Source organism: Methanooceanicella nereidis (assembly GCF_021023085.1).
GTDB lineage: Archaea > Halobacteriota > Methanocellia > Methanocellales > Methanocellaceae > Methanooceanicella > Methanooceanicella nereidis.
The window spans coordinates 233,020-248,680 of record NZ_PGCK01000002.1; the positions used below are offsets into that span (position 1 = coordinate 233,020).

The 15,661-nt window shown below is 47.3% G+C and carries 18 protein-coding genes; 10 read left to right on the plus strand and 8 right to left on the minus strand.

Annotated elements, in window-relative coordinates; all coding sequences use genetic code 11:
* The first annotated feature begins 10 nt into the window (after positions 1 to 10).
* The 6 genes from CUJ83_RS03340 (at position 11) to CUJ83_RS03365 (ending at position 5,796) form a co-directional block, all read left to right on the plus strand.
* Positions 11 to 457 carry a molybdopterin-dependent oxidoreductase gene (locus CUJ83_RS03340; protein WP_230740600.1) on the plus strand — a complete coding sequence of 149 codons (447 nt, stop codon included), beginning with the start codon at positions 11 to 13 and terminating at the stop codon, positions 455 to 457.
* Positions 454 to 1,959 carry an ABC transporter ATP-binding protein gene (locus tag CUJ83_RS03345; protein WP_230740602.1) on the plus strand — a complete coding sequence of 502 codons (1,506 nt, stop codon included), beginning with the start codon at positions 454 to 456 and terminating at the stop codon, positions 1,957 to 1,959. The genes CUJ83_RS03340 and CUJ83_RS03345 overlap by 4 nt, the downstream gene beginning before the upstream one ends.
* Positions 1,959 to 2,771, plus strand: a complete 813-nt coding sequence (locus CUJ83_RS03350) for an energy-coupling factor transporter transmembrane component T family protein (protein ID WP_230740604.1) — start codon at positions 1,959 to 1,961, stop codon at positions 2,769 to 2,771. The genes CUJ83_RS03345 and CUJ83_RS03350 overlap by 1 nt, the downstream gene beginning before the upstream one ends.
* Positions 2,772 to 2,896: 125 nt before the next feature.
* Positions 2,897 to 3,802: a hypothetical protein gene (locus CUJ83_RS03355; RefSeq protein WP_230740606.1), complete on the plus strand. Its 906-nt coding sequence runs from the start codon at positions 2,897 to 2,899 to the stop codon at positions 3,800 to 3,802.
* A 12-nt stretch (positions 3,803 to 3,814) separates the two neighbouring features.
* Positions 3,815 to 4,681: a hypothetical protein gene (locus CUJ83_RS03360; RefSeq protein ID WP_230740608.1), complete on the plus strand. Its 867-nt coding sequence runs from the start codon at positions 3,815 to 3,817 to the stop codon at positions 4,679 to 4,681.
* Positions 4,648 to 5,796 (plus strand): alkaline phosphatase family protein, encoded by a 1,149-nt coding sequence (locus CUJ83_RS03365; RefSeq protein ID WP_230740610.1) that lies wholly within the window; start codon positions 4,648 to 4,650, stop codon positions 5,794 to 5,796. The genes CUJ83_RS03360 and CUJ83_RS03365 overlap by 34 nt, the downstream gene beginning before the upstream one ends.
* 177 nt (positions 5,797 to 5,973) lie before the next feature.
* Here the strand turns inward: CUJ83_RS03365 and CUJ83_RS03370 are convergent, their stop codons facing one another.
* From CUJ83_RS03370 to CUJ83_RS03380, 3 genes are all read right to left on the minus strand, one after another.
* Positions 5,974 to 6,666, minus strand: a complete 693-nt coding sequence (locus CUJ83_RS03370) for a phosphotransferase (protein WP_230740612.1) — start codon at positions 6,664 to 6,666, stop codon at positions 5,974 to 5,976.
* 4 nt (positions 6,667 to 6,670) lie between these two features.
* Positions 6,671 to 8,074, minus strand: coding sequence for a heterodisulfide reductase-related iron-sulfur binding cluster (locus CUJ83_RS03375; RefSeq protein ID WP_230740614.1), 1,404 nt, complete (start codon positions 8,072 to 8,074; stop codon positions 6,671 to 6,673).
* Between the two features lie 132 nt (positions 8,075 to 8,206).
* Entirely contained in the window at positions 8,207 to 8,440 is a 234-nt protein-coding gene (locus tag CUJ83_RS03380; RefSeq protein WP_230740615.1) for a hypothetical protein, read from the minus strand.
* A 175-nt stretch (positions 8,441 to 8,615) separates the two neighbouring features.
* Here CUJ83_RS03380 and CUJ83_RS03385 point away from each other — a divergent pair, with 175 nt between their 5' ends.
* Together CUJ83_RS03385 and CUJ83_RS03390 are read left to right on the plus strand one after the other, a co-directional pair.
* Positions 8,616 to 9,425, plus strand: coding sequence for an amino acid kinase family protein (locus tag CUJ83_RS03385; protein WP_230740618.1), 810 nt, complete (start codon positions 8,616 to 8,618; stop codon positions 9,423 to 9,425).
* A gap of 100 nt (positions 9,426 to 9,525) precedes the next feature.
* The gene (locus CUJ83_RS03390) at positions 9,526 to 10,401 is read left to right on the plus strand and encodes an ABC transporter substrate-binding protein (RefSeq protein WP_230740620.1); all 876 of its coding nucleotides are present in this window, start codon (positions 9,526 to 9,528) and stop codon (positions 10,399 to 10,401) included.
* 51 nt (positions 10,402 to 10,452) lie between these two features.
* On the opposite strand, the gene CUJ83_RS03395 is transcribed toward CUJ83_RS03390, so the two are convergent.
* Positions 10,453 to 10,815 (minus strand): 4a-hydroxytetrahydrobiopterin dehydratase, encoded by a 363-nt coding sequence (locus CUJ83_RS03395; RefSeq protein ID WP_230740622.1) that lies wholly within the window; start codon positions 10,813 to 10,815, stop codon positions 10,453 to 10,455.
* A gap of 166 nt (positions 10,816 to 10,981) precedes the next feature.
* Here CUJ83_RS03395 and CUJ83_RS03400 point away from each other — a divergent pair, with 166 nt between their 5' ends.
* Positions 10,982 to 11,746, plus strand: a complete 765-nt coding sequence (locus tag CUJ83_RS03400) for a TatD family hydrolase (protein ID WP_230740624.1) — start codon at positions 10,982 to 10,984, stop codon at positions 11,744 to 11,746.
* On the opposite strand, the gene CUJ83_RS03405 is transcribed toward CUJ83_RS03400, so the two are convergent.
* The 4 genes from CUJ83_RS03405 to CUJ83_RS03420 all read right to left on the minus strand — a co-directional run bounded on the left by CUJ83_RS03405 (position 11,747) and on the right by CUJ83_RS03420 (position 14,232).
* Positions 11,747 to 12,313 (minus strand): hemerythrin domain-containing protein, encoded by a 567-nt coding sequence (locus CUJ83_RS03405; protein WP_230740626.1) that lies wholly within the window; start codon positions 12,311 to 12,313, stop codon positions 11,747 to 11,749.
* 3 nt (positions 12,314 to 12,316) lie between these two features.
* Positions 12,317 to 13,378 carry a PQQ-dependent sugar dehydrogenase gene (locus CUJ83_RS03410; protein ID WP_369423870.1) on the minus strand — a complete coding sequence of 354 codons (1,062 nt, stop codon included), beginning with the start codon at positions 13,376 to 13,378 and terminating at the stop codon, positions 12,317 to 12,319.
* 270 nt (positions 13,379 to 13,648) lie between these two features.
* Positions 13,649 to 13,894 (minus strand): hypothetical protein, encoded by a 246-nt coding sequence (locus tag CUJ83_RS03415; protein ID WP_230740629.1) that lies wholly within the window; start codon positions 13,892 to 13,894, stop codon positions 13,649 to 13,651.
* Between the two features lie 23 nt (positions 13,895 to 13,917).
* Complete coding sequence (locus CUJ83_RS03420; protein WP_230740631.1) at positions 13,918 to 14,232, minus strand: hypothetical protein; 315 nt, start codon at positions 14,230 to 14,232, stop codon at positions 13,918 to 13,920.
* Positions 14,233 to 14,470: 238 nt separating this feature from the next.
* Here CUJ83_RS03420 and CUJ83_RS03425 point away from each other — a divergent pair, with 238 nt between their 5' ends.
* Positions 14,471 to 15,661, plus strand: coding sequence for an ATP-binding protein (locus CUJ83_RS03425; protein ID WP_230740633.1), 1,191 nt, complete (start codon positions 14,471 to 14,473; stop codon positions 15,659 to 15,661).

The window sequence follows — 15,661 nt, forward strand, 5'->3', positions numbered from 1 at the left end:
GGTGTAGGATATGAATAGAAAAAGTATAGCGATCGTGATTGCGCTGGTCATGCTTTCGGCCATAGCGCTGGGATGCACAGACAGCACAAAAAACGAGGCATTAAATTTTGAAGTAAAGGGAGAAGTGGAAAATCCGGGAGCTTACAACCTGGAAGACTATAATGACAGGCTGGTCACGATCAACGCAAAGCTCGACGGAGATGTCACCCATCTGCCGGCGCAGGATTATACAGGCGTGCCCTTGAGAACGGTGCTGGCGGATGCGAAAGTCAAGACCGGGGCGACAATGGTCAGTTTCCTTGCCTCGGATGGATACAACCAGGTCTTCGAGCTTTCTAACGTGACCGCGAACGATAACCTGATACTCATTGACGAGGACAACACAGTGAGGCTCGTGGCCAAAGGATACGCGGGCGGCATGTGGGTCAGGTACATCAAGACCATCGAGATAAAATGATATCCATTAAAGGACTATCCTTTTCTTTTTTTAACACCGAGAAAAAAGTACTGGATAGCATCGACCTTGACATCCCCGGAGGCCAGTTCCTGGCCATCACGGGGCCTTCAGGATGCGGTAAGTCCACTCTCGCTCTTGCGATAGGAGGGTATATCCCGCACGTTTTCGAAGGAAAGATGTCAGGTACGGTAAAAGTTGAAGGAGACATTACCACAGATCTTACGCTGAATGATCTGGCGACCAGAGTAGGCATCGTACAGCAGGACCCGGAATCGCAGCTCTGTACGCTGAACGTGAAAGACGAGGTGTGTTTCGGGCCTGAAAACCTGGTACTTCCCCCGGGTGAAGTGGGAAGACGCCTGGAAGAGTCATTATCCATGGTAGGCGCCTCTCACCTTATTGACAGGCAGGTATACGAGCTTTCGGGCGGGGAGAAACAAAAGGTCGCAATAGCCTCCATACTTGCGATGCATCCGCGCACCATCATACTCGATGAGCCCACATCCAATCTCGACCCGACATCAACGTCAGAAGTTCTTGCCACGATACAGGAATTAAAGAAAAAGACAGGCCTTACGATCATCGTGATCGAGCATAAGCTGGACATGGTGATGTCTATGGCTGACAGGCTGCTTGTGATGGATAAAGGAAAGATAGCGCTGGACGGCAAGCCTGCAGAGGTCATCGAGAGATACAGGGACGAAGTAAAAAAGATAGGGGTTCGGCTGCCTTTTAGGAACAAGTTCTCTCATACGGACCATACTCACGGTAACGGAGAGCCGATAGTAAAGGCGGAAGACCTCAGGTTTTCATACGATCACAAGGAGATCCTTCACGGCATTGATTTTGAGGCCAGGCATTCGGAGATAATCGGGCTTATCGGGCCGAACGGCTCGGGTAAGACCACTTTTCTTCTACACCTAATGGGCCTTAACCATCCCCGTTCCGGAAAGATCAGCGTCATGGGGATCGATGTCACTAAAGCAAAGACCTCGGGCATGGCCCGGAAGGTCGGGTATGTTTTTCAGAATCCGAATTCCCAGATATTCGAGCGCACTGTTTTCGACGAGGCAGCCTTCGGATGCAGGAACTTGAAGTTCGATAACGAGTATATAGATACCACGATAAGCTCGATGCTTGAGAAATACGGGCTCTCGAAATACAGGGACAGGCATCCTCACGGCATAAGTTTCGGAGAGAAGCGCAGACTTAACCTTTGCTCTATCCTGCCTCACGGCCCGGACGTGATAGTTCTGGATGAGCCGTTCGTAGGCCAGGATTTCATTAATGTTTCCAGGATGATAGAACACATAAATGAGCTAAAGAAAGAAGGGAAGACAGTCATTCTGGTATCCCATGACGTAGACCTTGTTTACAAGCACTGTGACAGAGTGGTCTTATTCAAGTCGGGAAATATCGCCGTCGATGATGAGCCCGAAGAGGCGTTCAGGAAGATCAGTGAGATGGGCATGAAGGACTATCTGCCGGGTGCGTGGTCCTGATGAAGATCAAGTTTGAAAAAGGAGATTCTTTCCTGCACGGGCTTAACCCTGTCACCAAACTGCTCGCGCTGGTAGTCTACAGTATCTCGGTTTTCATGTTCGATAGCCTTGAGATACTTATAGCCTCTTTCCTCTGCATGCTGATCCTTGTCGCCAGCGTAAGATCGTCATCGTTATGGTCGTTCATAAGGTCCAGATTTATAATCACATTCGCGCTCCTCGTTTTTGTCATACAGATCATATTTACCAGGGGAGGGGACGTCTTTTTTAGCGTCCCGCTTATCATTTTTACCATCGACGTCACCATGCTCGGAGTATTAAGCGGCGCAGTGGTCGCTTTAAGGTTCATAACGATAATAATAGCCAGCGCGATATTTGTCGCGACGACCGAAGGAAACGAGCTCGCATATTCCCTTATGAGAGCCGGGCTGCCATACAGGTTCGGCTTCATGCTGGTGACTGCCATACGTTTCATACCGGTATTCGAATCCGAATCAAGCACGGTGATAAATGCCCAGCGTGCCAGAGGCCTTGATATCGACAGCGGCGGGATAAAGGGAGTCATCAAGTCCATACGGTATACGATGCTTCCGTTAGTCGTATCCGCATTATCGAAAGTTGACGCCCTTGTCATCTCCATGGAAGGAAGAGCGTTCGGATATAAGCGTACAAGGACGTTCACAAGAAAAAGCCGTTTTAGAGCCAGGGATATATTGATCATTACCTTCTCTGCAATAATATTCATAGTCCTGGTCCTGAATATGTGGTTCGGCTGGTTTGTCTTGCCCCAGCTGGAAATCTATAATAACTAAAATTCATTTTTGTAATTTTTATATAAAACAATGTAACTAAAATTGATTGCATGTTTCTGGTTTTCAAAAGCATAATTAGTTATATTTATTACGCTTAAGCCATTACTAATAAGGGGTGAATTACTATGAGGAAGAACCAGTTATTTGCTATCACAATAATAGGACTGATGCTGCTGGCCATAACAGCGGTCTCAGGATGCACATCGACAGGCACGGGAGAGGATTCGGGACTAAAGTCCGGCCTTGCCGATAACAGCGACTTTAAGATAGAGGTCACAGGCGGTACGACATCGCCGGTTACTGTCACATGGTCCGATATCCTTAACATGGAATTTGTCGAGGTAAAGGGAGTTACAATGATCAACTCTGTCGGCACCGAAAAGACCAGCGATTATGTAGGCGTGCCGATGATGGACATCATCAACAAGGCAGGCTGCCCCGACGGAGAAGTCTCCTTCAAAGTAGCCGCACCGGACGGGTATAACAAGGTATATACCAGAGCACAGATGGAAAAGTCCATATTAGGCTTAAAGGAGAACTCGACCGCCCTTACGAATAACATTAACAAGAATTCAATAAAAATGGTAGTTCCGGGAGAGCCCGGCGACATGTGGATGAAGCTTCCTGTAAAGATCGATATAGTTGCAGGCAGCCTTAGCAATGTCAATGACAAGGAACCTGTCGTCCTTAACATCACCGGAAAGGTAGAGAATACCAAGAGTTTCAGGCTATCCGACCTTAAGGCGAACCCCATGAAGACGATGACAGTCCCGTATAAGGATGATACGACCCTGACCGTGACCGGTACATACTTTAACAAGCTTCTCGAGGAAGCAAAGCCAGCTGCGGATGCTGCGGAGATCAAGCTCATAGCCGAGGACGGTTACTCGAAGACTATCGCGCTCTCTAACGTGATCGCATGTGAAGACGCCCTTATAGCCTTCAACGACGACGGCACCCTCCAGAGCATATTCCCCGGAGAGAGTTTCGGAACATGGGTGAAGCAGTTAGTCACTATAGAAGTACTGTAAGCGTGATAAAGGATGGAAAAAGCATATAAGTACCTTATCGCAGGACTCGCGATAGGTTTAGTATTAGCGGTCGTGGGCACATTTGCCCTAAGCCCGTCTCTCATGGGGTCACAGGATAACTGTGACGAATGCCATGAAGGACACGGCAGCGTTGTAGCGCCTGACGTCAACGTGAATGGCACGATACTTTTAACGGGCGATACTCCGCAGGACGAAATGATCCCCATAGCGGACATATTTAAATTAAAGCAGAAAGACGTAGTGACCCTTAAATTGCAGAATGACGAGGGAATACCTTCCAGAGGAGTCCCGGTATTCGATTTCCTCAAGGCTTACGGCGTAAATGATTTCGAACAGATAATATTGTACGCTGACGACTTTGAGGTCACGGTCAATAAAAGCGAAATGACCGAGGACACGGTATTCGTTCCTCATGAGTACTCTATACGGATACTCAGCAGCAATATGCCCGTATCGGTCTGGCTCAAGAACATCAAGACCATAGTTGTCGTCGGTAAAGGCGGCGACTCGATCTCCGTGAATGGAAAAGAGATCACGTTCGGCGAAATGCTTAACGACGGTATCGATACTATGGTGACCAGCCGAAGGACCAACGGCTACATATACGAGGATCAGAACTACCAGTTCGAAGCAGGATATGTAGTAACTGGTATCGGCTTAAAGGACCTGCTGTTCAAGGAAGGCTACAAGGATTTCTCGAAGGTGACCATAAAGGGCTCATCGGAAAAAATATTATTACGTTATGAGGTCCTTGACGGAAGCTATTTCCTTACAAGGGACCAGGGCAAGATCAAGCTTGCCACTGCCGACAAGAACAGGCCTTTATGGCAGAGCGTAGAGTCTATAACGGTGGAATGATGTCTGCACCGGCAGGAAGGATAGCCGTTATCCTTCCTTTTATTTTCATGATCTTATTTTCCGGATGCGTTACCCAGGACAACACATGGTCTATGACCATCAACGGGGATCAGGATGCGATCATTAACGAGTCGGTCTATAATAAGATGATCAATTGCAGCAGCACATATGATTGTATAAAAGGAATACCGCTTGAGATCTTTTTGTACTATTATGGCATTTATCCGGTAGAGTCAGTATCTTTCGCAGATAAAACATACCTGTGGGAGGATGTCGCATACGTTTCTGCAAAAGATATAGAAATGATGGTGCTTCCGAACGGGACTGTATTTTATGATGGCGCGATCACTCAGACGGATCACATCAATGTGGACGTATCCGATCTTCCGCCGGTATCGACCCTGAGCATAGCGCCGTCGATACTGGACGCTCTCGGCATAGAAGATACCGAAGGCAGCATCATAGAGAATAAAACCGATAGGATCGTCCTGTTCTACATTGACGGTATGGGCTACGGAAGGTATTTGAACGCCTCATCAGAAGGCATAATTAATAACATTACTGCAATGGGACCGCCTATTAAGGCTATTGACGTATACCCGTCCATATCCAGGGCGAATAGCAGGGCCATGGTGACCGGAATAGCCCCGGACATCACAAAAGGCGATCTCAAATCATCTATGCCTGACGGCGTGACCATCTTACACAAGGTCTCCGATAATGGATTAAAAGCAGTATGGGTAGGAGGGATAAGCTCTCCGGTATACCTGGATGACCATATAGTGTATAACCTTGACAGTAACGCCAACGGCAGCCAGGATGACGAAGTGGCCGAAGAGGCTATCAGGCAGTACGAGTCCGGCGCTGACCTGATGATAGTCCACTTTAAGAACACGGACTCCGTCATGCATGACTATGGTCCGGAATCAGCGGAGGCCAGAGAGGCTTTAAGTTATGCTGATGCCCTTGCCGGAAATATCATTCATCACCTTGATCCTGGCACCGTCGTGATTATATTCTCCGACCACGGGGGACATTACACGGAGGAGGGCGGGAATCATGGGACGCTGTTGCCTGAGGACATGATAGTACCGATATTCGTACACACGATCTAACGATTTTTTATTTTTCTATTTTTGTGAGACAGAATGTCCTCATCCCCAAAATAATATTATATAACATCTTGATAATGCAAAAGAACCAAAAAATAGTAAGCTATTCCTTACCCGGAGAATTGCTCAATAATTTAGGCAGACTTTATCGATGCTCATATATTTTATTGATCAGAGACTTCAATACCTTGTAAAGGGCTTCAAAGTTATGATGTCCTTTGCCTTTTTTAAAAGGAGACTGCTGTGGGCAGGCCTAAAGCTTGCCGCCTCTATCAGGGACTTTGCGATGCTGTCCTCTATGTCATGAAGGACTATACCGGAGTCGTTCTCGTAACGCTTTATGAACTTACATGCGAGGCGGTATTTTTCATCGGTGAACATAGGCTCGGTATCAAGCAGGAAAGATATCGCCTCGCCCACGTCTTCCTCGGGGCGGCCGGGCCTTGACAGTTCGAAGTCGATGCCATAGATGATACGTTCCGACAGGATAAAATTCTTGAATATCGCATCGGATTTAAGCAATACACTGTCCTCGCTGTAAAAAGCAAGATGGAACCGTGCAAGCCATGAGGCTACCGACAGCACGAGGTCCTGGTCGAACTTTTCGTTCAGATGATCGTTAACGGTCTTCCCGTCTATGTACTCCATGAGCACGGCATTATCCCTGGCCTCTATCGGAGCAGGCACCGCAATGCCCAGATCATACGCGGCGCTCAGCACGCGGAACTCGTTTTGCCATCGGTCGGTAGCGTATAGCTTTAGAACATATTGCTTACCTGCTCTTTCGACTAGATAAACGCTATTTTTTTTACTCGGGAATTTTTTTATGAACCTGAGTCTCTCGAAAGGATGCGGAGGCGGGACCTCTAACATTATCTTAGCCTTCCTGCTCCGCCATGAGCATATAGATATCCGACACTTTTTCCTTTGAAGCCCTTGATATGTTCATATAACAAAACGGGCAATAGGTGATGACCTGGCCCGGGCTTTCCTCGATTATCCTTTTTGCCCTTTCTCCGGAAAGCATCCTGTCGAAGGACATCAGGCCGCCGCCTGCGCCGCAGCATGCTCCGGTGGATTCGTCCTTTGAGCCGGTAAGGATATTGTGAACTATATCATGCCTGTCCTTTGCATGGCACGGGTCGTGGATAATAGCTCCGGGAGCATCAATACGGGTATCTTTTAACAGGTCGATGGCAAGTATTATCTCCGCATCAAACCCGTCACGCCCCTTATATAGAGTTTTAAACGCGGAATAGCAGCCGGGACACACGGTAATGATGCGCTTCACGCCAGCCTCCTTAAATTTTGCTATGTTCTTATCCACAGCCTCGTTTGCCGATACAATATCGCCGAGGTTATATAACGTGGAGCCACAGCAGGACTCATCATGCATAATTTCATATTTAATGTCCTTTTTCTTTAGTAATTTTTCGGTTGCGTTTAAGATCTCCGGTACTCTATACTTTCCCGTGCATCCCCTGAACAATAGAGTATCTATACTGCTGATGCCCGAGCCGTCTTTCGCGTGGACATCGATATTGTATGGATTACCGCATTGTTTTACCGAGCATCTTATAGAATCGAGATGTTTTGCGATGATACCCTTTTTAACGGCATTTATCCTTGTCCTGCGATTAAAGAAAGATATCCAGCACCCGTTGCATAGTGTGCACCTGTAAAGCCTTTCTATGTCCTCATCGCTAAGTTTCCCGGTGATAAGGAACTTAAGATACCGATTTATCGACCTGTGGGGAGAGCGGTCCACATCTAAATACTGCTCTAACACAGGGCACCTGCATCTCCATATGATCATGAAAGGGCATACCATGTATCCTGCATAGGCCACAATGGCCAGGAGTAATAGCGTTGCTGTGCTTAACGGGAATAATGGGCATAGAGTGCTGCCTCCTAAGAGGTTATTGTAAGATCCGTCGCAGGGCAGAATTGTTAAAACTGCCAGTCCCACGCACATCAACGATGCTATCTTTCTGTATTCACTCCCCCAGCGTTCGAATTTAATTTTAAATGTGGTGAGGAAAATCACAATTCCTGCACCCATAAGTATCAGCGTGCTGAAAGGAGCGAAAGAGCATAAGGAGTTATAGCCAAGATAGTTCATCCGGAAAAGTAAATGGTCTGCAGGCATTGCGGGATCATGACAGCTATGGCAATAGCTGTTCCCGAGAAAAAAATCATCCGGCATGAGCGTTAGTATACTTAAAACTACAAGGATGAAGGAAACGAATAAAGCGATCTTTCTTGATATGTCAGAGGTCATTCCATAAACATTAGTTAACTTAGCTATTAAAAGTTTATGATAATATATAAACCAAAATTAAAAACCCAAAGGTAATAGGATATTTTATCCTGGACCTGACCCGAAATAATTAATAAGGCCCGTTACTGGTTATCAGGCCTTAACTTTTTTTTTGGATTTTTCCGGGTCCATATGCTCATGAGGCCATGCCTCACGGCTGAGATATACGAGCTCAGCGTTAAGGTCCGAGGCGATCTTTTCCAGCTCAGGCCGTCTCATGTGCGGGACATTGAACTTGAGGTCCCCGCCCTCTACGGCGACGACCCTGAACCTCGGCTGATGCTGGCCCTTTTTGGCTTTAAGTCTTTCTCTTACATAGATTCTCATATAGACAACCTCCTGATCGGATAGGATCGTTTTAACATATCTTTTTCAATCAGGATAATTATATTTTACATACTATATAGACCTGATGATTAGAAAGCTTTCTGACCGGAGCAATTTTCATAATGGAAGCAGTATATTTATCCATTTAAGTTAAATATCATCATGAGGTAATCCATTGAGCCGCGAGAGAAAAGAGATCAAGTCTAAGCTTAAAGGTGAAACGCTAGTACGGGATAAACTTCTCGAAAGCACCATCATTGATAAGCAGTATCGTATGCTTCCGGACCTGAACGTCATCAAGGTAGGAGGTCACAGCATCATGGACTATGGCAAGTCCGTCGTGATGCCGCTCGTAGAGGAGATCGGAAAACTTTCACGTTCAAACCAGGTCCTTGTAGTTACGGGCGGCGGCACCAGGGTCAGGCATATAATGGACATCGGCCTTGATCTCGAAATGCCCACTGGAGTGCTGGCCGAGCTCGCCGGTAAGATAAGCGAGCAGAACGCCATAATGATGTCGATACTTTTAACGCAGTATGGCGGCATCCGCATCAAGAGAGATGACCTTCTGGACCTCCCTATGCTTTACAGGATGAATTGCCTGCCGGTCACGCATGGTACTCCCCCTTACGGATTATATGAGCCGCCACCGAACATAGGCAGGATACCGGATCACAGGACGGATACCGGTGCGCTTCTCATAGCGGAGGCGATGGGAGCGAAGCGATGCATTTTCGTCAAAGATGTTGACGGGCTGTATACGGAAAATCCCAAGCAGAATAAAAAGGCAAAAATGATCAAAGAGATCACCGCAAAGGAGGCTAATGAGGCCGGGTTCAATGATTTTGTCGTTGAGAGAAAGGTACTTGAACTGCTTCAGAGAACGGTAAACATCAAGGAAATATCCATCGTGAACGGCCATGTGCCGGGAAATATTTCCAGAGTCATGAACGGCGAAAATCCGGGAACAATAATAAAAAGCTAAATTAATTCTACAAATGTAACTATTTTTAGTTACATAGTTACTATTTTTAATTACGTTAGGTATATTTAGTGTGCATACTATAATATCTCGGGAGATTTCTATGGATTCCAAAAAGTTGATAAAACTCTTAATATTATCCATTACCGTACTAGCGGTAATGGTATCAATTTCGGGATGCACTACGCCCGAAGGCACAGCTACCCCGACAGCCACGGCGACGCCTGAGCCCCAGACGCTTCGCCTGGCCACGACGACGAGCACATATGATTCAGGCTTGTTGAGCGTGCTGCTGCCTCCGTTCGAAGAGGCGAACAACGTTAAGATCGAGATACTTTCCAAAGGATCCGGAGAAGCGATGAAGCTCGGAGAAGCCGGTGACGTAGATGTACTGATGGTACACAGCCCGGCGGCGGAAAAGGCATTCATGGATGCAGGCTATGGATGGAACAGGACAGGGTTCATGCACAATGACTTTGTCATCATAGGCCCGAAGGACGACCCGGCAGGCATCAAGGGCGACAACGCGACCTTTGCCTTTACGACATTAGCGGAGAAGAAGATAGAGTTCATCTCCAGAGGAGACAATTCAGGCACTAACGCCAAGGAAAAGACCATCTGGAGCGCCGCAGGCATAACCCCGGACCCGAAATCCGGCTGGTATGTAGAGACAGGTCTTGGAATGGCTGACACGCTGCGCATGGCAGAAGAGAAGCAGGCTTACACGCTATCCGACAGAAGCACGTACCTTGCAAAGCAGGGCAACATGACGCTTGCAATACTTGTCGAAGGCGATAGCCTCCTTGCTAACCCGTACAGTGTAATAGCCGTGAACCAGACACTTCACCCGAACGCAAAATATGACCTGGCTAAGAAGTTCATGGATTACGTTTGCGGTGCTGAGGGACAGGGCATAATCAAGGAATACGGCAAGCCTAAGTACGGACAGCCGCTGTTCTTCCCTGACATAATTAAGTGATCTCGTATGTGGTGTGCAGCTATCTGCACATCATTAACATTTCTTTTTTTATCACGGCATAGCACAGGCAAGCTCCTTCTGGAACCCGCTGAACGCCCTTTCCGCTTTGGCAGCTATGATAAAGTCGTTTTCAGTAAGCCCTTTGCTTGCGTGTGTCCACGACATGAGCTTTAGCTGATTATAGTTCTGCACGCACATATCGGGGTGATGGCCCTCCTCTTCAGCTATTTTTGCCACTTTATCGAGGAAATGCACGGCATCCATAAAATTATTGAAAGTGTAGGTCTTTGCCAGCTTTCCATTTTCGTCGATACCCCAACCGGGAAGGTCATTAAGCAATTTTTCCGCCCACTGTCGAGACATAGGCGGCGTGCCAAGTTCGCACGGAGCGCATTTCTTATCCGCAAGAGTCATAAATGAATTTTTTAAATGCAGGAATAAATCATTTATTAATGATTTTAGTATTGTGCAGGCTCTAATTGCAGCGATAATAAGAAAAACAGCCATAAATGGCTGAATAGTTAATATTAAAATATTAAACGTGAAAATATCTGTAACATGTTTTGCCGGAGCCAGTAAGATGATAGATACTCACACTCATGTTGATACAAGACCGTACGAGGACTTCGAAGCGATGGCAGTCGCGGGCATAACTGACGTCTTTACGCTTGCTCACGACCCGATGAGGATGAGCTCAAGCGTCGTCTTTTCCGACCATTTTGAAAAGCTTTATTCTGAGCGGGGCAGAGTGGAAAAGAACGGCATAAGGCTTCATGTCTGCCTCGGGATGCATCCCAGGACGATGCCCTCTGACCCGGAAGTATGCCTTGAGCTACTGGAATCATACTTAAAGGGAAAAAAGGACAGGGAAGTAAGGGCGATCGGTGAGATAGGGCTGGAGACCATCGATAAGCGCGAGATGGAGATCTTTAAACGCCAGTTAGAGGTAGCGGAGAAATACCGCATGCCGGCCATCGTCCATACGCCGCGCTCCAGCAAAGGACTGATCACCAGGGAGATCCTGAGCATCCTCTCCACGATATCCGCCAAAAAGAGCCCGGTGGTCATTGACCATGCCAGCTTTGAAACTGTGAAGCTGATAATAGATAACGGGTATAACGCAGGTCTCACCGTACAGCCTTCGAAGCTCACGCCTTCGGATGCTGCCGACATCATATCAGAGAACGACGCGGACTTATTGCTCCTGAACACCGATTCGTCGTCGGCACCGACGGACGTGCTCGGTGTGCCGAGGACGGTACATCTGATGAGGATGAAAGGATTTGACGAGGAAACCATTAAAAAAGTAAGCGAGTCTAACGCCAGGCGCATATTCGGTATCTGATCATTCGCCGGCTTCTTCATCTTTTTTTAATTTTTCATCTTCAAGCTTTTTAACGATAGAACCATATTTCTCATGGATCATCTTCCGGTCAAAATCCCAGAACTCCTTAAGCATATCATCCTTTTCTCCTTCACTGAAGTACGACATTGACGGAATGAAAAAATGTTTATCCTCTTTTTCTATATGGTGCGGGTACAGTTCGACAAGGTCGCCAAGACATGACAGGACATCGTTTATTGCGCCATCGTCACCCTTAAGATAGCTTTCTTTTGCGCTCACGAGCTTCGACACGGTATTCCTTGCGAAATTGTGCTCCTGTATAAGTTCCCCCATTGTCATCCGGTGTTCCCTGGAGAGGTATTTTTCCGACAGGTCCCTGAATAGTATGTCCTCTTCCTTTCCGTGATGGGTCCTGTCAGCGTAAGTCCTCATGAAATCGACCGCTGCGTCGATAAATAACAGATCGAGCGTCCCGGTTTCCTTTATCTCCCGCAATTGTTCTTTTACCAGAGTTATCATACGTTCGATAAGTCTGTGCTCTATCATCAGAGGGGCAATAGGCATCATCTTTTATTCTCCATCATAGCTTATCCGGTATATGGCACCGGCCTTATCATCCGAGACCAGCATAGAACCGTCGGGCATCACAAGGACGTCCACGGGACGACCCCATGCCTCCCGTCCCTTGAGCCATCCGTCGGCGAACACGCCATAGCTCACAGGCGTGCTGTTCACGATTTTCACCAGAGTTATGCGATAACCTATCGGGTCCTTTCTGTTCCATGAGCCATGCTCAGCGATAAATATCTGTCCGCGATACTCTTCGGGGAACATAGAGCCTGTATAGAACCTCATTCCGAGCGCCGCTACGTGAGGGCCCAGGTTTATAGCGGGCGGAGCGAACTCTGAACAGTTACGGCCTTTACCATAATCGGGGTCGGAAATGTATCCCCCGTGACAGTAAGGGAACCCGAAATGCATGCCCGGTTCCGTGGCACGGTTAAGCTCGTCCGGCGGCAGGTCGTCACCGAGCCAGTCACGCCCGTTATCGGTGAACCATAGCTCTTCCGTATCCGGATGCCAGTCGAACCCTACGGTGTTACGGACTCCTTTTGCATATATTTCCAGCCCGGTGCCGTCAGGCATCATACGCATGATCGTAGCATACCGCTCGTCCTCCCGAAGGCATACGTTACACGGAGCGCCCACAGGGACGTATAGCATTCCGTCAGGGCCGAAACGTATGAACTTCCATCCGTGCCATTCATCCGACGGGAAACTATCGTTCACAATGACGGGATCGGGAGGGATCTGAATACGATCGTCGATATCGTCATATCTAAGGATGCGGCTTATCTCAGCCACATATAAAGAGCCGTTCATGTATGCCACACCGTTAGGCATATTCAGTCCGCTTGCTATGACAAGGACCTCGTCGGCCATGTTATCTTTATCGTTGTCGAGTATTGCGTAGACTTTCCCTCCCGTCCTGGTCCCCACATATAACGTGCCGTTCGGGCTGAGGGCCATTGAGCGGGCATCGGGAACATTGCCGGCATATACGTCTATCTTGAACCCCGGAGGCAGCCTGATAGTGTTTACAGGCAGACGGTCATCTTTATCGCTGGCCATTAGCAAGAAAAGGGAAGCGAACATGACGAACGATGCCATGAATAGAAGTCCCAGCCTGTATCTGTGTAATAATTTAAAATTACCGATCATGAGGGCTCGCCTCCGGAAAAGGTAAATTCCCCGGACACAGGAAAATATTCCGTACGTTTATCCCCCGATCCTGAAATACGTCGGGCATTGCTATTAAACCGGCAATTCATCTAATTATATGGTTAATACTATCCGGTTAAAAGGATTTGGAAAATTGTTTCCGGGTTTTCACTATAGAACTCATATTTCATTATTCGGGGGATAATGCTCTTCCCTCAGGATATGGCTTACCAGTAATTTCACGCAAAAGAACGGAACGAACCATTCCAGGCCCGGTGTAGGGGATAACAAATAGATATTGATCAATATCCCAAAGCTGAACAGGATGAGCGCAACAGGCCTGCGAAGATATAGAGGAGATAACAGGATGATCAATGCCGCCAGAAGGAGATAGCAGTACACGATGAAGAAATAGCCCCAGTCCATCGAGCGAAATAGTCATGCCACTATTAGCGGAAGCAGATGTATAACGATAAATGGCATGTTCTGAAGCGTAACCTGTCCTTCGCGATGATACCATCTCTTTGCGGAAGAAGTCGCGTTCGTGACGATACCCCTGCCGGGTCAAAAGCTATCAGGGCGGCGACCATAAGCTGCAGGGCATTCCAGCCCGTATTTGCCATAAATGCGTATACAGGGACCACAATGCCGAATACTACGGCGAAACCGAGCTCAAGTAAAATTCGGATCTCGTCGTGCCCGGGCCTATGAACCTGTAAAAGGCCCCGGATATTCCCGGTCCGGGCTTTAGGTATTCCCGGCATATTATCATGCATGGTCCTCGATCGCTTATGATACTGGACAATTGGATACAATACTATATTATTACATCATAGCCGTGGATGTCATGGCAGTTCCCGGAGGATAACAGGACCGCCGGAAGCTTGTGTGACTTATGTTTTCTGACCCATGCGTTTGTTCCTGATGATCTGTATTTACGGCATCAAACATATATAAAATATATATTAAAATAAATAATATTATAGAGTGATTGGGGAGTAAATGAAATACGAAGACTCAACATATGAAAAGCTTGTCGGGATACTTGACAGTTATTATAACCAGGTGGAAGAGCTGAAAGAAGCATGTTCACGGCTTAACAAGTTGAAAGAAGAATGCTGCCATCTTGCGGATAATTTTAAACTATTGCTGGATTCTACTGACGAGGGAATCTACGGGCTGGACGCGGATGGGCTCTGTACAATGTTTAACAGGTCTGCCGCTAAAATGACAAAATACGAGCCTGAGGAAGTGATAGGTAAGGACATTCATAGACTTATACACCATACCCGGATCGATGGTACTCCGTGCCCCAGTGATAAATGCCCGATCATCAAAGCCATAAAGGATGGTGAGGGATGCAGGGTGGATAACGCGATCTTCTGGAGAAAGGACGGGACTTTTTTCCCAGTGGAATATTCATCTTACCCGATGATGGAAGAAGGTAACGTTAAAGGAGCTGTTGTGACATTTAACGATATCACTATCCGCAAGGAGATGGAGAACGAGCTGCTGGATTCCAAAAAGCTGGCAGAGTTATACGTCGATCTCATGGGCCATGACATAAACAATATGAACCAGGCTGCGATTGGATTCCTGGAGATAGCGATTGAAAAGTTGAGATCGGAAATAGGTCCGGATGACGTGGCGCTGCTGATGAAAGCCTGCGATATGATGAAGGAAAGCTCCCACATAATAGAGAATGTCAGAAAGCTTCAGAGCATAGAGGAAGGAGGCTATAGGAACAAACGGATAGATATCGGTGAGATACTATCCGAGATCGTCGAGCAGTATTCCAGTATCCCGGACAGGCATATTAAGATCAAGTATAAGCCGGAGGATGAATATTCCGTCATGGCAAACGAGCTCGCGAGGGACATGTTCGGCAATATCATCGGAAATTCGGTCAAGCATTCGAAAGGCCTCCTTAATATCGACATCCGCGTAAAAAGAGTATATGAGAAAGAAAGAGGATATTACGAGGTCATCATTGAGGATGACGGCCCGGGAATTCGCGATGACATTAAAGCAAGATTATTTCAGCGCCATACGCTTCCGAAAGGAGGGCTCGGGCTTTACCTTGTGAGAAAGCTGGCCGAAAGCTATGACGGAAGTGTCAGGGTAGAGGACAGGATAGAGGGAGATTACAAAAAAGGCAGCAGGTTCATTATCCTCCTGCCGGCCTTAGATTAA